The sequence below is a fragment of the Mariniflexile soesokkakense genome (assembly GCF_039650365.1).
Taxonomy (GTDB): Bacteria; Bacteroidota; Bacteroidia; order Flavobacteriales; family Flavobacteriaceae; genus Mariniflexile; species Mariniflexile soesokkakense.
Genome location: NZ_JAZHYP010000001.1, coordinates 628,547 through 652,815 on the forward strand (window position 1 = coordinate 628,547; position 24,269 = coordinate 652,815).

Annotated in this window: 21 protein-coding genes and 4 pseudogenes; 8 read left to right on the forward strand and 17 right to left on the reverse strand. The window is 34.4% G+C overall.

Annotated elements, in window-relative coordinates:
- Window positions 1–5 precede the first annotated feature (5 nt).
- The 3 genes and pseudogenes from VP395_RS02915 to VP395_RS02925 all read right to left on the reverse strand — a co-directional run.
- Window positions 6–1,295 carry a tetratricopeptide repeat protein gene (locus VP395_RS02915; RefSeq protein ID WP_346240207.1) on the reverse strand — a complete coding sequence of 430 codons (1,290 nt, stop codon included), beginning with the start codon at window positions 1,293–1,295 and terminating at the stop codon, window positions 6–8.
- A gap of 92 nt (window positions 1,296–1,387) precedes the next feature.
- A pseudogene (locus tag VP395_RS02920) lies at window positions 1,388–2,338 on the reverse strand (DUF4331 family protein).
- 33 nt (window positions 2,339–2,371) lie between these two features.
- Window positions 2,372–2,644 (reverse strand): annotated as a pseudogene (locus VP395_RS02925) (DUF4331 family protein); the annotation flags it as partial.
- A 152-nt stretch (window positions 2,645–2,796) separates the two neighbouring features.
- Between VP395_RS02925 and VP395_RS02930 the strand changes: the two are divergent.
- The 5 genes from VP395_RS02930 (at window position 2,797) to VP395_RS02950 (ending at window position 8,243) form a co-directional block, all read left to right on the forward strand.
- Complete coding sequence (locus VP395_RS02930) at window positions 2,797–3,969, forward strand: LETM1-related biofilm-associated protein (protein ID WP_346240208.1); 1,173 nt, start codon at window positions 2,797–2,799, stop codon at window positions 3,967–3,969.
- Window positions 3,970–4,040: 71 nt separating this feature from the next.
- Window positions 4,041–5,039 (forward strand): UDP-3-O-(3-hydroxymyristoyl)glucosamine N-acyltransferase, encoded by a 999-nt coding sequence (gene lpxD / locus VP395_RS02935; RefSeq protein ID WP_346240209.1) that lies wholly within the window; start codon window positions 4,041–4,043, stop codon window positions 5,037–5,039.
- A 228-nt stretch (window positions 5,040–5,267) separates the two neighbouring features.
- On the forward strand, window positions 5,268–6,791 hold the full coding sequence (locus tag VP395_RS02940; protein WP_346240210.1) for a carbon-nitrogen hydrolase family protein: 1,524 nt from the start codon (window positions 5,268–5,270) through the stop codon (window positions 6,789–6,791).
- 113 nt (window positions 6,792–6,904) lie between these two features.
- Window positions 6,905–7,687, forward strand: coding sequence for a hypothetical protein (locus tag VP395_RS02945; RefSeq protein WP_346240211.1), 783 nt, complete (start codon window positions 6,905–6,907; stop codon window positions 7,685–7,687).
- A 193-nt stretch (window positions 7,688–7,880) separates the two neighbouring features.
- On the forward strand, window positions 7,881–8,243 hold the full coding sequence (locus tag VP395_RS02950; RefSeq protein ID WP_346240212.1) for a DUF2200 domain-containing protein: 363 nt from the start codon (window positions 7,881–7,883) through the stop codon (window positions 8,241–8,243).
- Window positions 8,244–8,273: 30 nt separating this feature from the next.
- On the opposite strand, the gene VP395_RS02955 is transcribed toward VP395_RS02950, so the two are convergent.
- From VP395_RS02955 to VP395_RS02975, 5 genes are all read right to left on the reverse strand, one after another.
- Window positions 8,274–9,029: a LytR/AlgR family response regulator transcription factor gene (locus VP395_RS02955; protein WP_346240213.1), complete on the reverse strand. Its 756-nt coding sequence runs from the start codon at window positions 9,027–9,029 to the stop codon at window positions 8,274–8,276.
- Between the two features lie 99 nt (window positions 9,030–9,128).
- A complete protein-coding gene (locus VP395_RS02960; RefSeq protein ID WP_346240214.1) occupies window positions 9,129–9,440 on the reverse strand; it encodes a 2TM domain-containing protein in 312 nt (103 codons plus the stop codon).
- Window positions 9,440–10,777, reverse strand: a complete 1,338-nt coding sequence (locus VP395_RS02965) for a 2TM domain-containing protein (RefSeq protein WP_346240215.1) — start codon at window positions 10,775–10,777, stop codon at window positions 9,440–9,442. Before VP395_RS02965 ends, VP395_RS02960 begins: the two co-directional genes overlap by 1 nt.
- Before the next feature lie 118 nt (window positions 10,778–10,895).
- Window positions 10,896–11,519 carry a hypothetical protein gene (locus tag VP395_RS02970; RefSeq protein WP_346240216.1) on the reverse strand — a complete coding sequence of 208 codons (624 nt, stop codon included), beginning with the start codon at window positions 11,517–11,519 and terminating at the stop codon, window positions 10,896–10,898.
- 195 nt (window positions 11,520–11,714) lie between these two features.
- Window positions 11,715–12,467: an energy transducer TonB gene (locus VP395_RS02975; protein ID WP_346240217.1), complete on the reverse strand. Its 753-nt coding sequence runs from the start codon at window positions 12,465–12,467 to the stop codon at window positions 11,715–11,717.
- 187 nt (window positions 12,468–12,654) lie between these two features.
- On the opposite strand from VP395_RS02975, the gene VP395_RS02980 reads away from it, so the two are divergent.
- A complete protein-coding gene (locus VP395_RS02980) occupies window positions 12,655–13,185 on the forward strand; it encodes a hypothetical protein (RefSeq protein ID WP_346240218.1) in 531 nt (176 codons plus the stop codon).
- A 45-nt stretch (window positions 13,186–13,230) separates the two neighbouring features.
- Here VP395_RS02980 and VP395_RS02985 read toward each other — a convergent pair.
- Window positions 13,231–15,382, reverse strand: a pseudogene (locus tag VP395_RS02985) (TonB-dependent receptor).
- 466 nt (window positions 15,383–15,848) lie between these two features.
- Between VP395_RS02985 and VP395_RS02990 the strand changes: the two are divergent.
- The gene (locus VP395_RS02990; protein ID WP_346240219.1) at window positions 15,849–16,343 is read left to right on the forward strand and encodes an RNA polymerase sigma factor; all 495 of its coding nucleotides are present in this window, start codon (window positions 15,849–15,851) and stop codon (window positions 16,341–16,343) included.
- A 4-nt stretch (window positions 16,344–16,347) separates the two neighbouring features.
- Window positions 16,348–16,983 (forward strand): hypothetical protein, encoded by a 636-nt coding sequence (locus VP395_RS02995; protein ID WP_346240220.1) that lies wholly within the window; start codon window positions 16,348–16,350, stop codon window positions 16,981–16,983.
- Between the two features lie 359 nt (window positions 16,984–17,342).
- Here the strand turns inward: VP395_RS02995 and VP395_RS03000 are convergent, their stop codons facing one another.
- From VP395_RS03000 to VP395_RS03030, 8 genes and pseudogenes are all read right to left on the reverse strand, one after another.
- Window positions 17,343–17,927: a pseudouridine synthase gene (locus VP395_RS03000; RefSeq protein ID WP_346240221.1), complete on the reverse strand. Its 585-nt coding sequence runs from the start codon at window positions 17,925–17,927 to the stop codon at window positions 17,343–17,345.
- A gap of 128 nt (window positions 17,928–18,055) precedes the next feature.
- Window positions 18,056–20,365 carry a type IA DNA topoisomerase gene (locus VP395_RS03005; RefSeq protein ID WP_346240222.1) on the reverse strand — a complete coding sequence of 770 codons (2,310 nt, stop codon included), beginning with the start codon at window positions 20,363–20,365 and terminating at the stop codon, window positions 18,056–18,058.
- A 118-nt stretch (window positions 20,366–20,483) separates the two neighbouring features.
- Window positions 20,484–20,633 carry a HepT-like ribonuclease domain-containing protein gene (locus VP395_RS15805; RefSeq protein WP_379884149.1) on the reverse strand — a complete coding sequence of 50 codons (150 nt, stop codon included), beginning with the start codon at window positions 20,631–20,633 and terminating at the stop codon, window positions 20,484–20,486.
- Window positions 20,609–20,833 carry a HepT-like ribonuclease domain-containing protein gene (locus tag VP395_RS03010; protein WP_346240223.1) on the reverse strand — a complete coding sequence of 75 codons (225 nt, stop codon included), beginning with the start codon at window positions 20,831–20,833 and terminating at the stop codon, window positions 20,609–20,611. The genes VP395_RS15805 and VP395_RS03010 overlap by 25 nt, the downstream gene beginning before the upstream one ends.
- A complete protein-coding gene (locus tag VP395_RS03015; RefSeq protein WP_346240224.1) occupies window positions 20,826–21,125 on the reverse strand; it encodes a nucleotidyltransferase family protein in 300 nt (99 codons plus the stop codon). Before VP395_RS03015 ends, VP395_RS03010 begins: the two co-directional genes overlap by 8 nt.
- Window positions 21,126–21,338: 213 nt before the next feature.
- On the reverse strand, window positions 21,339–21,566 hold the full coding sequence (locus VP395_RS03020) for a CDGSH iron-sulfur domain-containing protein (protein WP_346240225.1): 228 nt from the start codon (window positions 21,564–21,566) through the stop codon (window positions 21,339–21,341).
- Window positions 21,567–22,068: 502 nt separating this feature from the next.
- A pseudogene (gene map, locus VP395_RS03025) lies at window positions 22,069–22,829 on the reverse strand (type I methionyl aminopeptidase).
- A 142-nt stretch (window positions 22,830–22,971) separates the two neighbouring features.
- Window positions 22,972–23,718, reverse strand: coding sequence for a T9SS type A sorting domain-containing protein (locus VP395_RS03030; RefSeq protein WP_346240226.1), 747 nt, complete (start codon window positions 23,716–23,718; stop codon window positions 22,972–22,974).
- Window positions 23,719–24,269: the final 551 nt, after the last annotated feature.

Genomic DNA, 24,269 nt, shown 5'->3' on the forward strand with positions numbered 1-24,269 from the left:
TGGTATTAAATTTTATTGATTTCCTGTTCGGCTAATGGACCAAGTTCAAAAGTACTTTCTAATAATTCTTTTTTCAAATTTTTAGCTTGCTTAATTTTCCCATTGGCTTTATAAACTTCAGCCAAATGGTACAAAACTTTAGGCTCTGATGTTTTACCAGAAACGTGTTGCTCCATAATTTGCAAAGCTTCTTTTTCTAATCCCATTTTATAATATACCCACGCCAATAAATCGTAAGAAAGTGGTGTTGGTCTGTTATTAATTTCTGTTTTTGCTAAAGCTAAGGCTTCATCTAAGTTTTCAGAGACATCAGTATATAGCACCACATTATAAGCGTTATACATATCGCCATACAATTCATTCTTTACGGCGGTTTTGTACATTCCTAACTGTAGTTTTTCCATGGCTATATCACCTTTAAATTTAGCTATTTCAGCTTTTAGTAAATGATAATCGGGCGCATGGTATGTATTTGTAACTGTGTTTAAAATACGTAAAGCTTCGTCTGGGTTTTTCTCGTGTGCATATATTATCCAAGCGATGCCTTTCTTTGCGTAGGCATCGTTAGGATACAACTCTAATGCCTTTAAAAAGTGATTATAAGAAGCTTCGATGTTTCCTTGGTGTCCATAAAAATCGGCCAGATTGGTATAAATCCACTGTTTTGATTGTGGTGAATTTGCAAACTCTGCTTTATCCCTGGCTTTTTCCAAATATTTAATGGCAGCATCTAAATTACCCCGATGGTCGCTCCATTTAGCAACACGTATTAAATAATCGAAATCTCTATCATCACTAAATTTGTCTAAATAGTTTTTTGCTAATTGGTAATTCCCCAATTCTAAATGTACATCGAACAACATTTTTTGAGTACCTTCCAACCTATCACCTATTGACTCGGCTTTCATTAATAAGTTTAGAGCTTCTTTAAATTTATGTTGTGAAATATAATTAGCTGCCAATCCTTTTAAATAACCTGTACTATTATGGTTTGCAATTTTATTTAACTCTAAATAAGTGCTTTCGGCATTTTTAAGATATTTTATTTCGCCAGTAATAGCAAATAAATGGCTATAGGCTGCCGCTATTTTTGCCAGATATGGAAACTGATTGGGTTGGTCTTTTAACTTTTGTTGCCAAAAGGTCAATTCGTTGTTAGCATTCTGTAACGATGTACTGTCTGAAGATTCCAAGTAAAGATTATACTGTTCACTGTCTGTTATTTTTTTTGAAGATGTTGTACAACTTAACACGGATGCAAGTACACAAAACATCATTATAAATTGTAATTTCATTGTGTTTGTTTTTTTAGGTTTTGTTTTTGTTAGGTAAAATCCTGGAACAAGGAGGGTTAGATTTTTCTTGTTCCAGAAAGTTGTTTATACTTCTACCAAGGAGAAGCTAAATAAGGAAATGAGGCAAGAAAAGGTTTGTCGTTGGCATCTACGTTATCGTTAGAAAACTGTGGATATTCAGGATCTGTTAACCCAGTTTCACCACCAAAAATCAATATCAATTCAACGGTAATAACATCATCGGCCAAAGCTCTACCTGTTAATAAATTGGTGCCATCATAAAATGTAGTGGTTCCATCTAATGATACATTTAAAACATCGGTTGCTAAAACACCTGTAAAAGTCTCTGCGGTTAAACCTAAAGCATTTTTATCGGTAGCATTAGCAAAAGCAGGACTCAGCCCTTGTAAATTAGTTTGGAACATACTTTGAAAAGCTGCATTTTGGGCAGAAGGTATAGTTACATTAAACATATCTTTACTTGAACCAGACACGAAAACCGTGTTTACTGCAGGTCTACCCATTTGGTCTTCTTGAGCATAAGTTCCAGAAAAATCTGGCGTCATCATACTCATCGTATCGTCATCATTATCAGAACAGTTAAACGCTAGTAATGAAACCGCAAATGCTACTGTTAAAACTTGTATTCTTTTTATATTTTTCATAATTCTAATATTTTAAATGGTTTTTTATTATTTTCTTTTAGATTCTACCCAGGTATTGATTGTCCCAGTTCCACCAATCATGGCTTTAGGCACTTCAACTACAATAGATAATACATTCGATCCTGCAAAAGTATCTGAAGCCTCTCCTTTTGGTAAAAAGCCTGATGCCGTTCCTCCAATAATTGCTGAATATTGAGCAAAATCAAAAAAGAATGGGTCATCTCTTGGTCCTGCAAAAAAGCTCATACCTCCATTGCTGCTAACCTTAGCGCTTGTTCCATAGGCCGTAATATCTACTACTCCACCTACTGTTGCTGTGCTTTGAATGGAACTGTTAAGTCCTGTTTGAGATGGAGCTATTGGTCCAAAGAAATACATTTTACCATTTCTAGGTATGGCTTGTATAACCAAGTCTTCAACATTATCGCCTGTGTTATCGATGTTAAATTCAATTAAAACATCTTCTTCAAACATGGCGCTACTTGTTGCTGTAGGGCTTAACAACCCTTGAATGTTTGCTACAAACACTAAATTGTTTGTGTTTTGCCCTTGGAAGGCATAAAAATCGGTAATATCACTGGTACCACCTTTTACCGCAGGCGCATCAATATGATCGGCTGCAATTACGAAGAAACTAGCTACTGCTAAAACTCCAATTCCTAAAACTACTTTTAAATTTTTCATGTTTTTTGAGATTTTATTATTAGTTATTTATTTGACTCTCACACATACCTACGGAAAAACTTAAAGAACGGTTTTGTTAAAATTTTGTTAATGAAAATATTTGCTAATAATATTCCTAAAACATTACTTTTGCAAGTATAAATAATAGCGCTATGAACCCATCAGCTAACGGCTGGATAAAAAAATTACTTAAAGAAGTAGCCAAAAACAATTCATTTTTAAACGTTGAAAGCGAAACCTTTTATAACGCTTTAAGAGATTGTGGCTTTATTTATGGAAGTAATTTTGATGTTGTTTGCAATGTTATTTTAAACAAAGATTTTACAGACGAAGAGCTTTCTAAAACCAATTTGTGCTTAGCATTGCTTTATACACACAAAAACTCTGGTTCTGAAATACCTTTTATAGAAAGTGCCATTAATTTTTATACGGAGATAAACGAACTTAAAACCTCGTTCTTTTTAGGGTTCCTTGGTGAAAAAAAATCTAACGAGCAGTTAGAAAAAATAATACACAAGCGTATTCAAATTGATGACAACTTTATCACCAAAAACTTTAACTACTTTATAATCAATGCGCTATTGTACGTAGATGTATTGGCTTATGAAACTTTTTTAAATAATGAATCTATATCTATTGATTATATTAAAAACCTAGAATCATCAATTGAAGCCATTTCATTAGGAGCTTTAAATTCAAAAGCATCAAAAAATAAATACGACGATAGTTTAATTAAATTGTTCGAATCTTCTTTACGCTTTCATAACAGTGCCCCTATAATTTATTCCGAAGCCATAAAAAATATTAAAACCATTCTTGAAAAATATTATATTCTAGATTTGGCATGTATGGCTACTTGGAGCGACAAAACCATTGACAAAAAAGAGCAACTTTTTTTAATTCAATTAAGTACAGATTTACAAGTTGATACTCAACATATAAAGCAATCTATGAAAACGGTAAATACCTTTTACCATGTGCATAGAGACCAAATTGCTTTATTAAGTTCCAACAACATGGCACAGAGTTTTTATAACAACTCTAGTAAAATGGTAAAAAAATTAATTACCAGAAATAGCAAACGCCTGTATCAAGAATTAAAAGATAGTAAGGAACTTATGGTGTTGCTTACACAATCTACCCAACGCGATTTAACACCCATAGAACAGAAAAAAGTACAGGAACAGTTGTTGGATATTTTTAAATCAATCCCAAGTCTTGCCATCTTTTTATTACCTGGTGGTGCGCTTTTATTGCCATTGGTTGTTAAGTTTATACCCAAACTATTGCCTTCTGCTTTTGATGAAAACAGAATTGAGGAATAATAATATAAAGTCTCAATTTTTTCATTAAATTTACCAATACTTCGTATTAATCTAATAATCCAACTTAAATTTTGAATAAATCGTACTCCATTGAGGAAATTAACAGCTTTTTAAACGGCGAGTTAATTGGAAACACCACACAAGCCATTGAAGGTCCAGAACAATTACAAAACGCCAAAAACAATCATATTTCTTTTATAGGAAGCACAAAATACGCTAAACATTGGGCAGACTCTAAAGCTTGTGCTGCTGTAATAAACGATAATTTAAATATTGAACCCGGCAATAATAGAGCTTTAATAAAAGTGAAAAATGCCGATTTAGCGATGGCTAAAATACTAGATCTGTTCAATCCGCCACCACCTGTTTTTGATACCGATATACACCCTACTGCAGTAATTCACGATTCTTCAAAAATAGGTAAGGGTTGTAAAATTGGCGCCAACTGCTATATTGGCAAAGATGTTGAATTGGGGAATGGCGTTGTTTTATACCCGAATGTATGTGTGTTTGATGAAACCACAATTGGCGAAAACACTATTGTTTGGTCTGGAACGGTTATACGCGAGCGTTGTATTATTGGTAGCCATTGTATTTTCCACACCAACGTAAGTATTGGGGCTGATGGTTTTGGTTATAGACCAAGTGATGACGGCAGAGGTTTGGTTAAAATACCTCAAATAGGCAATGTGATTATTGGGCATTATGTTGAAATTGGTGCCAACTCGTGTGTAGATCGTGCGAAGTTTAGTTCAACCATAATTGGTGATGGCTGTAAAATTGACAACCTAGTGCAAATAGCACACAACAGCATTATGGGCCGCTCTTGTATTATGGCTGGACATAGCGGACTTGCAGGTTCAGTAACCTTAGGTGATGGCGTTATTATTGGAGGTAGTGCTTCTATTAAAGACCATACCACCATTCATTCTGGCGCTACCGTTGGTGCAGGTTCTGGTGTTGTTGGTGATGTAGAAGCTGGAAAAACCGTATTGGGGTATCCGGCGCAAGATGCCAGAGATATGCTTAAACAATGGGTGGTTATGCGCCAGTTTATGAAAAAACAATAACTGGATTTCTAGCTGAAATTTTATTAAATTTACTTGGTTTTGCGTTAGGGATAGTAGTGGAAATCCTTTTTAAAAATGATGACACCTAATTATGGTGCTAAGTAATAATAAACAGATTACCTTTTTCCTTCGCCCTCGCAATAACGTTTAAAAAGATTGTAACGAATAGCCCTACCCTTGTGGTAACGCCCAAATAACTATTTATATTAAAAAGAATTTTATTTATACATGATACGTAACATTGAAAATATAGAATTACAGTATTTAACTTTAGAAGATTATCAACAGTTAAAAGAGGTTATGATTGAAGCGTACGCGAGTATGCCAGGGTCTTACTGGAGAAAATACCATATAAAGTCTTTAATTGAGAAATTCCCGGAAGGGCAAGTGGTTATAAAAGTAAACGGGCAATTGGCTGGTTGTGCTTTATCTATTATTTTAGATTACAACCAATTTGACGACCACCATACGTATGAAGATATTACTGGTAATTTTACTTTTAGCACCCATACCGATAGAGGCGATGTGTTGTATGGTATTGATGTGTTTATAAAAAAAGAATTTAGAGGTTTACGCCTTGGCAGACGCTTATATGATTACCGAAAAGAATTGACCGAAAAATTAAACCTTAGAGGTATTGCATTTGGTGGTAGGATTCCAAATTACCACAAGCACGCTGAACAAATGAGCCCTAAGGAATATATTGACAAGGTTAGAAGAAAAGAAATTCACGACCCGGTTTTAAACTTTCAGATATCGAACGATTTTCATCCATCCAAAATACTGAAAGGCTATTTAGAAGGTGATACGGCTTCGGGAGAATTTGCGGTGTTATTGGAATGGGATAACATTTATTACGAAAAGAAAACCAACAAGGCTATTACTAAGAAAAAAGTAATTCGTCTTGGCTTGATACAATGGCAAATGCGTTTGTATAAAGATATGGAAGAACTGATGCAACAAGCCGAATTTTTTATTGATTCGGTTTCTAATTATAGATCGGATTTCGCTCTGTTTCCAGAATTCTTCAACGCCCCCTTAATGGCAGATCATAATCACATGCCAGAAAGTCAAGCTATTAGGGAATTAGCGGCTTTTACACCTATAATTGTAAAAAAGTTTTCTGAACTCGCCATTTCTTATAACATAAATGTAATTACTGGAAGCATGCCCGAATTAAGAGACGATTTGCTATACAATGTAGGTTATTTATGCAGACGTGATGGCACTACAGAACGTTATGAAAAACTTCATATAACACCAGATGAAGCAAAAGTTTGGGGTATGCAAGGCGGAAATGTTTTAAAAACCTATGATACCGACTGTGGAAAAATTGGTATTCTTATTTGTTACGATTCTGAGTTTCCAGAGTTAAGTAGAATTTTGGCCGATGAAGGCATGGATATTTTGTTTATCCCTTTTTTAACCGATACACAAAATGGCTATTCTAGAGTACGCCACTGCGCCCAAGCCCGAGCTATTGAAAACGAATGTTACGTGGCCATAGCGGGTAGTGTTGGTAATTTACCAAAAGTACATAATATGGATATTCAATTTGCACAATCTATGGTGTTTACACCTTGCGATTTTGCTTTTCCTGCAAATGGTATCAAAGCCGAAGCAACAACAAATACAGAAATGATTTTAATTGCCGATGTGGATATTGATATGCTTCGCGAACTAAACCAATTTGGTAGTGTAAGAAACCTAAGAGACCGTAGAACAGATTTGTTTGAGTTACGGAAGAAATAGATTTTATTTTGAAGTGAATAATAAAAAAATCTTCTACTTGACTTTGTAAAAATTTCAACTAAATTCGTTTAACATTATATATCAAATAGTTGTACACAATATAAGCAAACTCAATGCATAGAAAAACAATTACACTTTTAGTTTTAATCTTATTAACTAGTATTGGATTCGCCCAATCTGAAAAAATTAATATAAAAACAGATAATTTAACAGAATCGAATTATCTGAAAATGGATGATTTCTACTTGACTCATCATCTGTATATCGATTTATTCTTGAGAGAAAATTTATTTCCAGAAGCAAGTCCAGTTGATGTTTCCTCTATTCTAAAAGCTTTGAAAAAATATGTCTCAATAGAAAATAAATTAGATATTGAAATTGAAAAACCTGGAAAAAGAAATTACTTAATCCGATTTGCAATTTTGAAGAAAGATGACGGCACTGAACTTTTGATTGCATTTACAAACTGGAGCACGAAAGAAAAAATATTTGAAAAAGAAATAAAAATGGAAAACGATTCCTATACGAGATGGTATTTTCTTAATGGAAATAAAATGACCTATAGAAAAGATCTTTCTAGTGAGAATGATTATTCAAATATGACTAAATCTGACGTAGTCAATGCTTATTTGTTCGATGAACTATCTGAGAACGATGCCAAAATAAAAAGTACAATAGACGAAATATTAAATGGAAGTGATTTGAATGTATCAGATAATATTATGGCTAATTTAATTCTCTTAAAATATCAAATTTTCCAAAGAGATAACGAAAATGTGATTAAGCAAACCGATTACCTGAATAAACTATTTGAAAACAATAAATCAGAATCTAGTATTAGAAGACTTAAAATGGCATTTGAAGCAACAAAATTTCAAATTGAACTAATGAACTAAAAACTTAATCAGTATATAAAAATTACTAGTTTTAGGTAAACCAAAGTTAATTGCTTGTTTTCAAGTTTCTGATTTTTATTCAGAAAAACTTTTACACTAACACTAATTTAAAACACACATAATCGTTAAACGAACCCACTTCTAACACAAATAATATTATAAGCACATTCAAAAAAAAAAAAAAAAAAAAAACATGAAACCAACTCCAGAACATAACGAGCGTATTGCAACCATGACATTTGCCTCCGTATATCCGCACTATGTAACAAAAGTTGAAAAGAAAGGGCGAACAGAAGACGAATTACAACAAGTTATAGAATGGTTAACGGGTTTTGATAAAAGCAAAGTAATAACCCTTATAAACGAAAAAGTCACATTTAAAACCTTCTTCCAAAATGCCCATTTAAACCCAAATGCCCATTTAATTAAAGGCGTAATTTGTGGCTACCGAATAGAGGACATTGAAAACACACTAACTAAACAGGTTCGATATTTAGATAAGTTAGTGGACGAATTAGCAAAAGGCAGGAAAATGGATAAAATTTTAAGACAATAAATTTATTTAAAAACTTCGCATAACAAAACCCTATTCCAACCAAGCCTTAAAATCTTTTACGCGCTCGCGAGCAACAATGACCCCTTCACCATTATAGGAGTTTAGCTTTATTTGAAGGCGTGAATTGGTATAACTTACCATATCTTTTATGGCATTGATGTTTACAAAGAATTTACGGCTAATACGGAAAAAGGTTTGTGGTTCCAGTTCGTTTTCTAAAAGCTCTAAAGTGGTATCTAGCAAATAGTTTCTCCCTTCGGTGGTGTGTAAATAAGTCCCTTTGTTTTCACTGTAAAAACATTCAATCTCATCAATATTAATTAGTTTTAAATGCTGGCCTACTTTTACCGAGAAGCGTTTTTTGTACTCGCGGTCTATGGGGTTGATGAGTAGTTTTTTAATATCATTAAAGTCTAAAGTAACAGCTTGTTTTTGCGGTAAACGTTCTTGGTACTTCTTTACAGCTATGGCTAACTCGTTATCATCAATTGGTTTTAGTAAATAATCGATGCTGTTTAGTTTGAAGGCCTGAAGTGCATACTCGTCATAAGCGGTGGTGAAAATAACTGCTGATTTTATTTCGATGGCTTCGAATATTTCGAACGAGAGTCCGTCGCTTAACTGAATATCCAGAAATATTAAATCGGGATGCTGATTATTTTGAAACCAATTTATAGATTCTTCAACGGAATGCAGCATGGTTTCAGCTTCCATATTTAATGTAGTTAGCATACGCTGTAGGCGGCGTGCTGATGGCTTTTCGTCTTCTATAATAATTACGTTCATAGTTTTTGGATTGGTTGTTTCACAGAGATTCGCTGAGTTTTTCTCGTTAGGGCGTTAAGCCGCAAAGGTTTTACTCAAAACTGCGACTGAAAACTAATTTCACTTCCAAGGTTTTTTATCTTTTTCCATTAATTCTTTTATTTTTCGTTCTTCCCAGTCTTTGCCTAATATAAAACTAGGGGTAAAAACGGAGAGTCCGTGCGCCAACAAACCGATGCCCCAAAAGACTAATGTGATGAAATTTTGCCATTGAAAATAGCTTTCGCCTTCGCCTAAATTTTGAATATTTATAATAACAATCATGATGTTGATTATTACATACACTAGGGTGTGTCTGTAAAATCCAGAAATTTGTTTTACACGTTTGGCTGCGCGTTGATAACGGTCTTTTTCTATGTAGTTCTTATCCATTATTTCCAGGTTTTATTGCTTGACGATTCTTCTTTCTCTAAAATTTCTTGAATTTTGCGTTCTTCCCACGATTTTCCGTATCCAAAAACCCCAAAGGCATGAAATGTTAAGCCCATGCCCCAACCCAACATAGGAAACCAGAACCATTGGAAACCCCAGTAGGTTTTGTAGTTTATAAATATTAAAAATGGGATAACTAAGCAATAGGATATTAAATTGGAGTAAAAGGCTTTAATAGCTTCCACCCGCTTCTTGGCTTTGTAATAGGCGTCTTGTTCGTTGTAATTATGGTTTGTTTCCATGTTATAAATTTGTTTTGTAAGCATGGGTATGGCTACTGTAAACCTACTTGCTTCTTTGCTAATGCTTATTTTTTTTATGGTTAGCAAATCGTAACGCTGCATGATGTTATTTAAACCTACGCCACTGCTCTTTTTCACGATTTGTTTGGGTTGCAGGTTATTTTCTACCACCAAACTATCGCCATCTTCATAAATTTTTATATGCAATGGCCTGTTGGTTGTTACAGTATTATGCTTTACGGCATTTTCCAACAGTAACTGTAATGATAGCGGTACTACTTTACTTTCTGGGTTGTTGGCTTTTTCGGGAATGTCGAAAATAATACTGTCTTCAAAACGCATTTTTAAAAGCGACATGTAAGTTTTGGCGAATTCCAATTCTTCATCTACCAATACTAATTCTTTATTTTTCTGTTCTAAAACATAGCGATATACTTTAGATAATGACGTGGTAAACCTTTGAGCATTTTCGGGGCTTTCTTCAATTAAACTACTTAATACGTTTAAACTGTTGAACAGAAAATGCGGATCTAATTGGTTCTTTAACGCATCAAACTTGGCGCTTGCTGTACCTGCAATAACCTTTTGTTCTTTTATTTTGTTTTGCTGGTACTTGTTATAAAAGTATACAAAGTGAAAAATAATAACGATGGTTAAGGTAATCCACAACCCAAACTGGTAGTAGGCAAATTTCTCATTAGCCATAAATTCTTGAAACGACGTGCCATTAAACACTATCGAAGTGAAAGCTCTTAGAAAAAACAACCCCATTAAAGTTAAAACCGTAGACCCTACTATACCAACCACAATACGCTTTACCCTATCGCTTTTTTTCCATTGGAGGCTTTCCATATAATCAAAAAAGTACATATTACTAAACCCCAAAACAAAACTATATAGCTGATACAGTAAAAAGTTTATTAGAAACTCGTTAACACTTTTAAAAACAAAACCACTAGACAGAGCGTTCCCTACCCCAAATACAGCACAACCAATTGCAAAACTTAAAACGATTGATTTTCTTAATTTTTTCATGTGGTTATATTATTTGTTTTTTTACAGGAAACATGTTGCTTCCATATAATCATTTCTTTGGGTCTAAAGAACTCGCAATGGAAGGTTCATGACGTTGTTTTAAACTACAGACTATTTGCTACTCTTTACAAGATTGCACTAACATTTCCGCACGGTCCTTTCCCCAATTTGGGCTAAAAGGTGTTTCTGGTTTAAAGTTAGCAAAAAGTTCTAAAGCGCGTTCCAAATCCTTACAGAATGGCTTGGCATCTTGTCCAAAATATTTGGCACCACCCATGTCCCATTCTGCTTTGCAGTAAACAACACGTGGGTTTTCTGGCGCTATCATTTCTGCTTTTGTGTACAACTCTACCACTTTACCAGATAAAGTCATGCCATACGTAGCACCATCAAAAGCTACCCAAGCGGTGTGCAATAATGCTTGAAGCACTAAAATTTCAGGATTATTTTTTGAAATGGACGTGGCATCGTTAATTAAATCCTGTGCTTTTTTTAGTTGGACCGATAACTTTCCTTCATTTCTTTCTTCAAAACTATTAACAATATTTATTTGAGCTGCATAGTATAGAGGCAACCAATTATCCGCTTCTACTTTTGCAATACGTTCAAATAAATTTGAAGCTTCGGTTGGATTGTTGTTTCCCCATAACTCAAAGGCTTTTTGCATCCCTTGTTCGTAATTCGTTTGAGCAGTTGTTACTAGTGAAACGAAGAATGTTGCGATGATAATTAGATGTTTCATTTGGTGTTTGTTTTAAATTATGAAACAAATATCTTTCACCTTAACCGCTTTAAAAAATGCGACTTACCCAACTGTAATTTTTTTAGGATGGATTGTAATTTAAAATAAATAAGGCCATTTAAAAGACAAAAAAAAATCAAGAGACTTAACACCTCTTGATTTTTCAACACGACCATTACTAACTAAACTCAAATATTATCGCTCTTGAAACTTAAAGTAAATGGGCACAGCGTAAGCTACTCTAACAGGTTTCCCTCGTTGCTTACCCGGTTGCATTTTGGGTAATAGCCCAATAATACGCTCTGCCTCTCTTTCTAAAATTTTATCCGGACCTCTAGAGCGTATTCCAGTAGCAATGCCTTTAGAATCAATAATAAATATAACCGAAACACGCCCTTGAATACCAAGTTGTAATGCCGTTTCTGGATAATTAAAATTCTTTACCACATGTTCTCTCACTTTCCGTTGAAAACAATCTTTGGCCTCACTTTTTGATAGACCTTCGCATCCAGGGTACACAGGCACATCTTCAATAACAGCAAACGCCACTTCCACCTCCTCTTCAATTACAGCTACTTTAACATCGCTTACACCTACACCTCCTACTTCTCCTTTATAGTTTGAAATAGCTTCACTTTGGTCTGTTTCACTGCTTAGCATTACAGTTTCTTCAACCTCTTTTATATCGTCAACTATTTGAATATTTTCATTTATAGCTACCGGAACAGCAGCTGGTGGTGGTGGTGGTGGACTGTAATTTACAATGGGTATTTCTTTCTCAGGTTGTGCCTCCATAGTTAAAATACCTATGTCAACGTCGCTTTTTTCATAAGTTTTATACTCTAAAGCCTGCCAAGAAAAAAACAACATTAAGTTTAGACCTATGGCAAAGTACAAACTACTGTTTCTGCCAATTTCTAGTTCTGGATTTTTTTTACTAGATAACATGACACATTGATTTCGTTACATTAAAGTTACTGAATATCAATGGCATTAACTATGATTTTTGTCATATAACTTTGTTAAATAAAATTGATTTTATAAGAAAAAAAACAACTACTTTAGTTTTGACTAATGATATAAAATACCGAAACAGTAGTTTGTCATTATAGTTGGCGGTAATTTGAATAAAGCGATGATAGGATTTTTAATTCGAAAAGTATTTTGTAAAAACCTGGCTTCGGAGTTAACGGAAATTAAACTGACCGAAAACGGGTTTTCCATAAGCGAACCTTTTGAAGCAAACACCAAATCATTCCATTGGAATGAAATAAAAGACGTTCGATTTTCAGAAAACAACAAAGAAGTAATAATTGAGAAATCGTACAAAAAAATCATTCTGAAAAAGAACAATATTGGTTGGTACGATTTTATTCAAAATGTGCCATCTAATTTCACGGATTTTGACTTTGATTATATTAAAGACCTTATGGATTCTCTGAAACCTTGTGAAGTGTGCGGAATTGTTGCTGTAAGAGAAAATGAGTGCATCGTTTGCGAAACTATCGCTTGGAATAACGAAATGACTGAAAGCAAAATAGAGTACCTAAAACTTAAACAATCAGAATTTTACTCTGACCAAATAAAAAACAGAAAAGAAATAAAAAAAGTTGCGGAACCTGAACATGGATTTAAAGCTGACAAAAATTGGAAATTACACATATAAAAACAGAATCCACATCATTTAGGGCTTCATCAAAATTACCCCCTTCTACAAATTATTCAATTGGTTACTCTTTTTATCCTCACTAATAGTCCAAAAGAAGCCTACAAAAAAGAATTGGTCTGCCGCTGGCTGTAACGCTCTACGATTGAAGTTTCCATTCACATCAGATGTATTAGTATATTGATAACCATTAATATTTTTAAAACCCAATGCGTTATTTACCGAAGCATATAGTATTTTTTGCGGACTAATTAAATATGCCCAATTCACACTTAAACTGTTGTATGCTTTTGTTTTTTGGTTTAAAAAACCGGCTTCGTTGGGATTTGTATAGGTTCTACCCGATGCCCAGGCATAACTAAAGCCTACCTGACTGCGCCAATTGTTAATCCAATATTTCCCAACTACCGATAGATTATGGGTATTTACAAAATTTGGCTGTGCTTTGTTGGGGTAGTTTTTATAATCGCGTTCGGTATCTAACAGCGAATAACTTACCCAATAATCCACATTTTTAACAGTTTTGCCATCACGATAAAAGAAGTCGACACCCCTTGCAAACCCACTACCATTGTTGTTATAGTTAGCGTTGAAATCGGCAAAGTCGGCATCATACTTTACCAAATCATCATAATTTTTATAATATGCTTCGGCTCTAAAAATCTTTCTATCACCGTTATATTGATAGTTAGCAATAAAATGCGACGTGCTTTGTGCTTTTAAATCTTGGTTGAATTTTAAAATATTGCTCGATGGGTTTTGATAAAAATTTCCATAAGCCAACGACACCTGGCTTTTACCAGATGTTTTATAAGCCAAAGACAGTCGGGGCGCGATGGTAAGGTCTTCAAACAACTGGCTATATTCGGCACGTAAACCTGTTTTAAAAGCCAGTTTTTTAGAAATAAAGATGTCGGCTTCCGCAAATACCGCCGCCATACTACTATCATACCCGTATCTAGCATCGTTTATAGAGGCATCGTTGTAGTTTTCTGTAAAATTGGTAGCGAAGTGCTCCGCTCCAAAATAGAGCTTAAAACGATTGCTTATTCGGTTTTTTAATTTCAGTTTAACATGCATAGCGTTTTCCACATCTTCAATAGCACTATCAACACTATTAAAATCGTTATTGCTATATGTAAAACTCAAACCTCCAAAATATGACCAAGCAGCGTTTAATTCCCCTTCATACGAACTATTCAAGTAAAAATTTTTGTTATTCAGTATAAAATGAACACCGTCTTCATCGTTAATATCTTCCTGCGTTAATTCAAAATGAGTTGTATCAAACGCACCGTATAATTTAAATAGCCCTGTATTTGTTTTTTTACGGAATACAGTTTCTCCCGAAACCGTTTCATAAGGTTTTATCCAATTATTTCTACTCGGAAAAATAGCGTTATAAGGCGCCAAATTGATATAGGACACATTAAAACTCAACGAACTTTTATTCCATTTTTGAGTGTTTCCTACACTACCACCCACACTCATAATACCAATATCCGTTTTTTCTTGGTCTGGCTCGTCAATGGTATTTAACAGCAACACACTGGAAAGCGCTTGACCAAATTCTGCCGAATACCCCCAGTTGAAAACGTAATACCATCAAACAAAAAAGGGGAATAGCGCCCACGGGTTGGTGAATTATTCGTGGTGGGTGTGTAAGGTGTAAACACCCGAATACCGTCAATAAAAATCTGGGTTTCATCGGCATCACCACCCCGTACAAACAATCTACCATCTTCGGCAACAGTAGTGGTTCCCGGTAAAGTTTGTAAAGCACCTAAAAATCGCCCAAAGCACTGGCGGTGGTAACCACATCCAAGGGCTTTAAAACATTCACTTTACTGTTATCGCCTGCTGAAAATGCTCCGGCAGATAGTACCACGGCATCCAAAGCACTCACGTCTTCCCGAAGTTCTACGTGCAAATTTTTCATAAAAGCCACATCACCTAGCATGGTAAATGTTTCAAAAGACAAGAAAGAAACAATCAAAGCTTGAGTTCCTGATTGTGTTGTTATAAATGAAAAGGTACCTTTTTCATCGGTCGTACTGCCATCATAAGTGCCTTCCAAATAAATATTCGCACCCGCTACAGGCATGCCTTTTACATCAGTCACTTTTCCGTTAACAGTTGTTTGCGGGCTTAAATCCAAACTCAATAAAATAACAATACTTGTAATTAGTTTTTGCATGATTTTGGTTGTTTCATTTCTACCATACAAATTTGAAACAAAAGAAATAGCATTAAAATTTTAGATAACCGAACTGTTAAATTTGAATGATGAACAGTTATTTTTCAAAAAAAACGCACCTAAAAAAAGCTTGTTTTACATGTTCTTCAACAGTATTTTGCCACTATTTTCAGTTAATAAATTTTTCATATATTAGCTTATAAAAAGAGGCTAATTCAAGTAAAAAAACAACTATAGATTTTATCTATATAGCACACTAAATGATTACAAACCAATTATTTGAAAATTTTAAATAAAGTTATAGTTTAACATATATCAAAAATCACAGAAACAACTTAAATTCTAAAAAAACAGTCCTTAAAAACACATAAAAAAAACTTTTAATTAGCCGCGTTTCAAAATTCTTTTTCCTCGATTGTAACATTCTAAAAATTTTGGCTACTTATATAACAACCAACCCACCGATTTGAATAAAGAACTAGAACATAGTTTTGTTGAATTACTTGAAACGCATCAAAACATCGTACACAAGGTATGCCGCTTGTACACCAATAATTACGATGCACATAACGATTTGTTTCAAGAAATAACCATCCAACTTTGGAAAGCCTATCCAAAGTTTCGTGGCGATGCTAAGTTTAGTACCTGGATGTATCGGGTGGGGTTAAACACCGCCATTACGCTTTACCGTAAATCAAAACGCACTATAGATACTCAGGATTTTCAAGGTGTAGCATTTAAAATAACAGCACAAGCTTATGACGACACAGAAGAACAACAACTTAAAATATTGTACAAGGCCATACATCAACTAAACGATATTGAAAAAGCCCTTGTATTCTTATACTTAGAAGACAAAGATTATAGTGAAATAAGCGAAACTATGGGTATTAGCGAAGTAAATGCCAGAGTGAAAATGAATAGAATTAAAAACAAACTTAGAACCATACTTAATCCGTAACCATATGGATGAATTAGATATACTCAAAAAAGACTGGAACAAAGAAAAGCCAGAACATAAAAAATTATCTACCAAAGATATATACCCCATGTTGCAAAAAAAATCGTCGTCTATCGTGAAGACACTTTTTTACATTAGCATTGCCGAACTTGTTTTTTGGATCTTAATAAGCATCACTCCCTATTTTACATCAAATAGCTACAAAGAGCGTTTAGATGCCATTTATACAAACGATTATGTGTTTGCAGCATTAACCACATTTAGTTATGGCATTATATTACTGTTTATTTATCTATTGTTTAAATCGCACCAAGCCATTTCGGTAACAGATAATGCAAAAAAACTAATGGAAAGCATTTTAAAAACCCGAAAAGTTATAAAATATTACGTTATCTATAATTTAGTGATGGCGTTTATTTCTATGGTTGTAGGCACCTATTTCGCTGTTATACACAACCCCGAATTGTCCGATACCATTGCTCATTTCAGCGACAAACAAAAGCTCATCGCCTTTGGTATTATAACAGGTTGCACCGCCATATTTGTATTTGTAATTTGGCTATTTTACAAACTTCTTTACGGTTTATTACTAAAACGTCTAAACCGAAATTATAAAGAATTAAAAAAACTGGAAGTTTAAATAGTATTTGGGCGTTACCCTCCCGAAGCGTCGGGAGGGTCGGGCTTTCGCAAGTCGCACTCTGCGAGGTGCTCCAACAATTGCTCAATCCCTAACGCAGATAAAGCTCAACTAACAAATGAACAAGACCGTCATGCTGAACTTGTTTCAGCATCTCATTATTCATTTAAAATCAATATAATGATGTGACCCTGAAACAAGCTCATGGTAACGAACCTGTCTCGCCATTGCGAACCCACTGAAGCAATGTTTTTCTACTAAACCGTATTAACAAGGAACAAAGCCATCTTATAATGCGCACTAAAAGTTAATTTTTAACACGCAGGAAACATATTAAATACTAAGAAATAAAATTCGCCTTAAAAAAACGTCTGCACTTCAACCACATCACCAACCTGCAAGTTATTCAAGTGCATGTCACCTACCCGCACACGTACCAATCGTAAAGTTGGAAACCCCACTGCCGAAGTCATTTTTCGTACTTGCCTAAACTTACCTTCATTTAAGATTATCGATATCCACGATGTAGGCCCATGTCTGGCATCACGTATTTTTTTGGAGCGCTCGGGTAAGTTCGGGTCTTTATCTAACTTAAAAACTTTACACGGTTTGGTTTGGTATTTTCTACCTTCAAAACCAATCTCCACTCCAGCTTTTAAGCACTCAATTTCAACTTCTGTAATCGCACCATTCACCAAGGCATAATATTCCTTTTCAACTTTTTGGCTGTTTACAAAATCGCTCATTTTCCCGTCGGTGGTTAGCAATAACAAACCTTCCGATTTTTCATCCAGCCTACCAATAGGCATAATCCCTTCAGGAAAATCATAGAGCATCCCTAAAAACCTTTTAGATTGTTGCTTGCTATCATTACTCCCAAACTGACTTAAAACGCCGTAGGGTTTGTAAATTATAAAGTGGCGGTGTGTTGTTTGCTCTGTCATTTAAATTATACTAAAAACATAGAGATTTGTCATTGCGAGGCACAAAGCAATCTGTTTATCGACGAACCTAAACATATTGAATTTAAAAAGCATGAGGTTACTTCGGTCATGCTTCCCTCGTAATGACGTTATACACTTCCTTTCAAAATACCAAACACCAATTCTTTGGTTGGTTTCTGCCCGTTTATTTTTTCTCTTACGGTTTCAAAAGTCACTTTAAAATCGCAACCCGATTTATAGTCACTACAACCATATGCTGTATTGCCTTTAATTACCGTGCCCTTTTTACATTTCGGACAGGTTAAAGGCTCATCAGGCCTCACAGGTTTTTGAAACCTGTGAGGCCTATTGTTTTTAGGCTCAAACTTAATCTTAAAATTCTCATCAAAGCGCAACAACCCTTCTACTTTACCCGTACTTATTTTAAAGTCCTTTAAATTCACCGTAGAGCCTTTTTGAAGCAACCTCATGTATTGTTTCTCCGATATTTTTTTATCTGCATAGGTAAATGGCAATACAAAATCGCAACCCGCTTTATAATTACCACAACCATACGCCAATTTTCCTTTTATAATGGTTGCCTTTTTACATTTCGGGCATACCTCAGCCAAAATACCCGCTGCTTTCTTTTTCTCAGCTTTGGCTTGTCGTTTTTGAACAGTAGCAGCATGTGAAATATTGGCTCTGGTGGTTTCACTGCGCACCTCGTAAACTAAAGCATCCACCATGCGTTTCATGTTGTTTATAAACGCACTGGCGGTAAACTCACCCTTTTCTATATCTTTTAATTGCTTTTCCCAAGACCCGGTTAGTTCTGCCGATTTCAACAAATCATTCTGAATGGTATCTATCAACTGAATACCCGTTTGGGTTGGCAACACTTGTTTTTTGTTTCTAACTATGTATTTACGCTTAAAAAGGGTTTCGATAATGTTCGCTCGTGTAGAGGGTCGTCCAATACCGTTTTCCTTCATCAAATCACGCAACTCTTCATCGTCCACCTCTTTTCCTGCGGTTTCCATGGCACGTAACAACGTAGCCTCTGTAAACTGATTGGGCGGTTTGGTTTCCTTTTCTAAAAACGAAGGTTCGTGTGGTCCTTTTTCACCTTTTACAAAGGTTGGCAATAAATCTGGCTCTTTTTCTTTAGCGTTTGGGTCTTCAAATACCACACGCCAGCCTTTTTTCAATATTTCCTTTCCCGTAGTTTTAAATGACACCTCAGCGGCTTTTCCAATAACGGTGGTATTGGATACATCGCAATCATCATAAAACACCGCAATAAAACGCTTTACAATAATATCGTACACCTGCTGTTGGTTATATGGCAAATTACTTTGCATACCCGTGGGGATAATGGCATGGTGATCGGTGACTTTTTTATCATTAAAAACCTTGGTCGATTTTTTTATCTTTTTTCCTAAAAGTGGTTGGGTTAAAGGAGCGTAATTCGTCAACTTTTGTAAAATACCCGTTACTTTTGGGTAAATATCGTTAGGTAAAAATGTGGTATCTACTCTGGGGTACGTAATTACTTTTTGCTCGTACAGGGTTTGTGCTATCTTCAAGGTATCGTCTGCCGAAAATCCAAACTTGGTATTGCAATACACCTGCAAGCCCGTTAAATCGAACAGTTTTGGCGCATATTCATTACCTTTCTTCTTTTCGATGGATACAATTTCAAAATCGCTTTCCTTTACCTTATTTGCCAACAGTTCGCCATCTTCCTTATTTAAAAAACGACCTTCTTCGTAGCTAAAAAGCGTTTCGCGGTACATGGTTTGTAATTCCCAATACGGCTGTGGTTTAAAGTTTTCTATTTCTTTAAATCGGTTTACTACCATGGCCAAAGTTGGGGTTTGTACACGCCCAATAGACAATACTTGTTTGTAACCACCATGTTTTACGGTGTACAAACGGGTAGCGTTCATACCCAACAGCCAGTCGCCAATGGCTCTGGAAAACCCTGCATAGTATAAATTATCGTAATTGGCTGATGGTTTTAAGTTTTCAAAACCTTCTTTAATGGCTTCGGTGGTTAATGAGGAAATCCATAAGCGCTTTACTTCGCCCTTGTATTTTGCCTCGTTCATTACCCAACGCTGAATGAGTTCTCCTTCTTGCCCCGCATCCCCACAGTTGATGACCACTTCGGCTTTATCAAATAAACTTTTTACTATTTTAAATTGCTTTTGGATGCCCGAGTTTGCAACCACTTTGGTTTCAAACTTTTCAGGCAGCATGGGCAGGTTGTTTAAATCCCAGCTTTTCCAATAGGGTTTATAATCGTTGGGTTCTTTTAAGGTGCATAAATGCCCAAAGGTATAGGTTACCGCATAGCCATTGCCTTCGTAATAACCATCACGTTTGGTATTTGCACCCAAAACGGATGCTATTTCGCGTGCTACACTTGGTTTTTCGGCAATACAAACCTTCACTTCTTTCTGAATTTTACATTGAGATCCCGTATTTACGGGAATAAATTTTGACGACGCAAAATAGGAATTTAGAAGTTGGTTTTAAAAAGGAATTGTTAGGAGTTATTAACGGAACTAATTATTTATTTTCAGAAATTAAAGTACTCACTTCTTTTTTAAGTTTTGGCAAGTGATTAATGAGAATTGACCAGATATTTTCATCAGATACGTTATCGTATGCATGAATAACTTGATTTCTTAAGCCTATAATAGATTTTGCATCTGATATTTAGATACGAAAGAAGCATCTCTATTTAAAATTCTATTTACAGCTTCTCCAATAATTTCCAAATCTCTTTCTATGGCTCTTTTAAGCATGGTGTTTTTGCTATAAGCAGAAAAATCCTTTTCAACACCTTCAAAATAAGAGTCTATTTCTTTAATTGCAAAATCAATATCGTAAAGCCATTTTAAAATTCGCTCATCCATAAATTAACTCTTTGCTTTTATTTATGGAATTAATTAAAATAGGGTTTTTTAAAGTTTGTTCCTCAACTAAATCGATATCTCGCTTAAATAATTTTTTAAGATTTTCTTTGAAAGTCATGTAATTTTCGAAGTAAAAATTCAAATCGAACTTTTTAAAACTTACAAGAAAATCGATGTCACTTGCATCATTAAAATTATTGTTTGTAGCAGACCCAAATATATACAGTTTTTCAACCTCATGTTGTTTACATAAAGTTTTAAGCCTTTGAATATTTTTTTCTACAAGTAACATTTTATCAAAGATAATAAAAATTTGAAGCAGTTATCAAGTAATACATTACAACTAAATCCTGTAAAAACATTTACTATTATTGGCTGTCTGAAAAGTGTCATTCTGTGTCATATTATGCCTATCGAAATGTTTTAAGTTATTGATAATTAATAGCGGTGTCGACAAGATCAACCTGACAAAGTAACCATACTACACTTTTCAGGCAGCCTCTTATTACTTTGTTTTCATAGGTGGTAAATCGAAGGCTTTGGCGTCGTGCTCAAAATGGTTACGGTGCGACCCATCGCAAAAAGGTTTGTTGGCAGATTGCCCACAACGGCAAATACCCAATACCTCTCTACCTTGTAAACCGTACACATTGCCTTGTGCATCTACTATTTCGAAATCGCCCTCTACTTTTACGGACCCGTTACTGTTAATGGTAAGTTTTGTTTTGCTCATAGTGTTGTTTTTATTTTGACTGTAAAGTTGAGGAAATATAATTTGGTTTTTGAGGGGTTGGGTGATTTATTTGTATCTATTTTTAATGTCTTGTCCTGAAATATGGCTACAGGTTAAAATTGAATTTACGCTGTTAAATTATATACCATATTAAGTGTTTTAAAATCTAAAGATACCTGTAATTTTATTTCCTTGAATATATTTACAGCATTTTTTGTAGCGCTTTTTATGAGGTATATTTTGTAAAGGTCAGGTCTAAATTAAACTCAAGTTTTAGTATGAGATGACCCCCTTTTTTAAATGGCGTTTTCATGGTTATGGCTTTCTTCTAGTATAAACGTCTGCTCACTTTTGTTTAAAAACTACTGGAACCAAAAAATATACGCCCTTAAAAGGGCGTATATTTAACTTGTTTTTTATAAATAAATATTGATTTTCAATTTGTAATAGGGGTATTTTTAAATTACGCACAACGATTACATATAAGATTGTAGCCAGTTATTTAATTCCAAATTTCATTAGATTCTGTTAAAATGACTGGATAGTTATCTGTTACAAGTATGGTGTGTTCGTGTTGAATTACATATCCACCTTTGTTTCCCACTAAAGTCCAACCATCATTCAATTGTACAGCAATAGTTGAGTTTGTTGAAATAAAGGTTTCTATTGCTACCGTTGTGTTTTTCTTAAATCGTTCTCTGTTACTTTTAACTCTGTAATTTAAAATATTCTCAGGCTCTTCGTGTAAACTTCTACCAACTTCGTGTCCAGCCAAGTTTTTAATGACTTTAAATCCTGACTTTTTAGCTTCAGTTTCTATTAAATAACCAATTTCAGAAATTTTTACTCCGCCTTTAATATTGCTGCATTGCGTAAAATGTTTTTTGAAGCATCTACAAGTGGTTGGTGATTGTGAATGTCTTTTCCAAGTATAAAAGAACCTCCATTATCAGACCAAAAACCATGCAATTCAGCCGAAACATCAATGTTTATTAGATCACCTTCCTTAAGTATTTTATTTTTAGATGGAACGCCGTTAGCCGCTTCTTTATTTACACTTATACAAGAGTAACCAGGAAATCCATAAGTTTCGTATGGTGCAGATTTAGCGCCAAAACTCTTTAAAATTTCTCCTCCATATTCATCAAGCTCTTTGGTTGACATGCCAACTTTTGCGTATTCTCTCATTAACTTTAGTGTAGTTCCAACAACTTCACTAATTTTTTGCATCCCTATTAATTCAGATTCTTTTGTTATTGACATGTCTTTTTTTTAATTGGCTACCCAGTCTTGTATATTAAAAGTATCCACCTTTTAAGACTAATTTTAGCTTTACATAAATTAACCTTAGTCTAAGCACTTAACAGCTATTTTTCATATATCTTGTTAGCAAACGTTTTTTACCTTATTCTTTTATGAATTTTAACGTGTTTTTATTTTCTAATTTTAAGTAATATAATCCATTATTCAAGTTTCTAATATCAATTCCCTCTTTATTAATAATATTTCCTTTCAAGACTTCTTGCCCTAATGCATTTATAATACTATAGTTCTCTTTTTCTTGTAAATTGGAAATCGTAATATAGTCATTAGATGGGTTAGGAAATAAACTTACTTTTCTCCTTTCGTTATGGTTGTCAGCTATACTTAAAGTAGTGTCTGAAATAGAGACATTAAAAATAAAATCTGCTTGTGCTTCTTCAAAACCAGATTGAAATGCGCTTCCGCTTGGGTAACCATTTCCAAAATCTGCAAAAGGATTAACATTGTCAAGCGTAAATTCAAAGGTATATTGACTGTTTTTTGTTAAAGCTAGAGTTCCTGTAATATCAATTCTAATCGGGTCATTTATGTTGTTTATTGTTATTGAAGGGTGTGATTGGGTATATAATGGTGTACCATTAACCGTATTTCCAGTATAAATATTTAAAGTACCGGCAGATACTGTTCCCGTTGAACTTGCTATAAGTTGAACGTATTCTAAATTCCCATCACATTCAGCACTAAATCCCTGCCCCCAAAGGAAGCCACTACTGCCAACATCTGTAGCGTTTTGGGAATGAGTAATAGTACACTGGGCAGATAAATATGGAGATAAAGAAAATACAACTAATGTCAAGATCATTTTAATTGATGAGTAAATTTGTTTCATTTTTTAATAATTTGAAGTATTAAGATTAGGGTTTAATGTCTTGTCCTGAAAATATGGCTCAGGCTAAAATTGATTTTTAAGCTGTTAATTTATATACCATATGAGGTATTTTAAAGGGCAAATATAAGAGTAAACTTATTCTGTTATATGGATAAATAACATTTTTTGTAGTTCTTTTTTTCGGGTTTCATTTGTTAACGTTTGGAAGTGAAAATTTCATCTTTTAAGAATTCTGTTAATCTGCTCAGCTATAGTATTTTCAAAACGATAATTTAATTCTGGTATATTTATATCTATCATTTTTCTTTTTTGATAATTTGTGCACACGTCCGAGTTGCTTAGGCTAGCAGGGGCATCAAGTCCCTCTTGTTAATATTTAAACTAATGTAGCCAATAAATAAACGCCCTTTTAAGGGCGTGTGTTTATCTTGTTTATATAAAAATTATGGACTCGTGCAGCGGCTACTAGCGCTAGCAACTGTATTTTTAATTTTTCATATCCAATACATCTGGCCAAATGTTAGGCAATTCTCCGCTAAATCCCATTTCAG

What these genes read in the sequence shown, in the direction of transcription:
- VP395_RS02970 (WP_346240216.1), bottom strand. Translation starts at nt 11,519, where the DNA reads ATGAAACATCTAATTATCATCGCAACATTCTTCGTTTCACTAGTAACA.
- VP395_RS03010 (WP_346240223.1), bottom strand. Translation starts at nt 20,833, where the DNA reads ATGGATGAGCGAATTTTAAAATGGCTTTACGATATTGATTTTGCAATT.
- VP395_RS02915 (WP_346240207.1), bottom strand. Translation starts at nt 1,295, where the DNA reads ATGAAATTACAATTTATAATGATGTTTTGTGTACTTGCATCCGTGTTA.
- VP395_RS03015 (WP_346240224.1), bottom strand. Translation starts at nt 21,125, where the DNA reads ATGTTACTTGTAGAAAAAAATATTCAAAGGCTTAAAACTTTATGTAAA.
- VP395_RS02945 (WP_346240211.1), top strand. Translation starts at nt 6,905, where the DNA reads ATGCATAGAAAAACAATTACACTTTTAGTTTTAATCTTATTAACTAGT.
- VP395_RS03030 (WP_346240226.1), bottom strand. Translation starts at nt 23,718, where the DNA reads ATGAAACAAATTTACTCATCAATTAAAATGATCTTGACATTAGTTGTA.
- VP395_RS02930 (WP_346240208.1), top strand. Translation starts at nt 2,797, where the DNA reads ATGAACCCATCAGCTAACGGCTGGATAAAAAAATTACTTAAAGAAGTA.
- VP395_RS02995 (WP_346240220.1), top strand. Translation starts at nt 16,348, where the DNA reads ATGGATGAATTAGATATACTCAAAAAAGACTGGAACAAAGAAAAGCCA.
- VP395_RS03020 (WP_346240225.1), bottom strand. Translation starts at nt 21,566, where the DNA reads ATGAGCAAAACAAAACTTACCATTAACAGTAACGGGTCCGTAAAAGTA.
- VP395_RS02975 (WP_346240217.1), bottom strand. Translation starts at nt 12,467, where the DNA reads ATGTTATCTAGTAAAAAAAATCCAGAACTAGAAATTGGCAGAAACAGT.
- VP395_RS02950 (WP_346240212.1), top strand. Translation starts at nt 7,881, where the DNA reads ATGAAACCAACTCCAGAACATAACGAGCGTATTGCAACCATGACATTT.
- VP395_RS02960 (WP_346240214.1), bottom strand. Translation starts at nt 9,440, where the DNA reads ATGGATAAGAACTACATAGAAAAAGACCGTTATCAACGCGCAGCCAAA.
- VP395_RS02980 (WP_346240218.1), top strand. Translation starts at nt 12,655, where the DNA reads ATGATAGGATTTTTAATTCGAAAAGTATTTTGTAAAAACCTGGCTTCG.
- VP395_RS03000 (WP_346240221.1), bottom strand. Translation starts at nt 17,927, where the DNA reads ATGACAGAGCAAACAACACACCGCCACTTTATAATTTACAAACCCTAC.
- VP395_RS02965 (WP_346240215.1), bottom strand. Translation starts at nt 10,777, where the DNA reads ATGAAAAAATTAAGAAAATCAATCGTTTTAAGTTTTGCAATTGGTTGT.
- VP395_RS02955 (WP_346240213.1), bottom strand. Translation starts at nt 9,029, where the DNA reads ATGAACGTAATTATTATAGAAGACGAAAAGCCATCAGCACGCCGCCTA.
- VP395_RS02940 (WP_346240210.1), top strand. Translation starts at nt 5,268, where the DNA reads ATGATACGTAACATTGAAAATATAGAATTACAGTATTTAACTTTAGAA.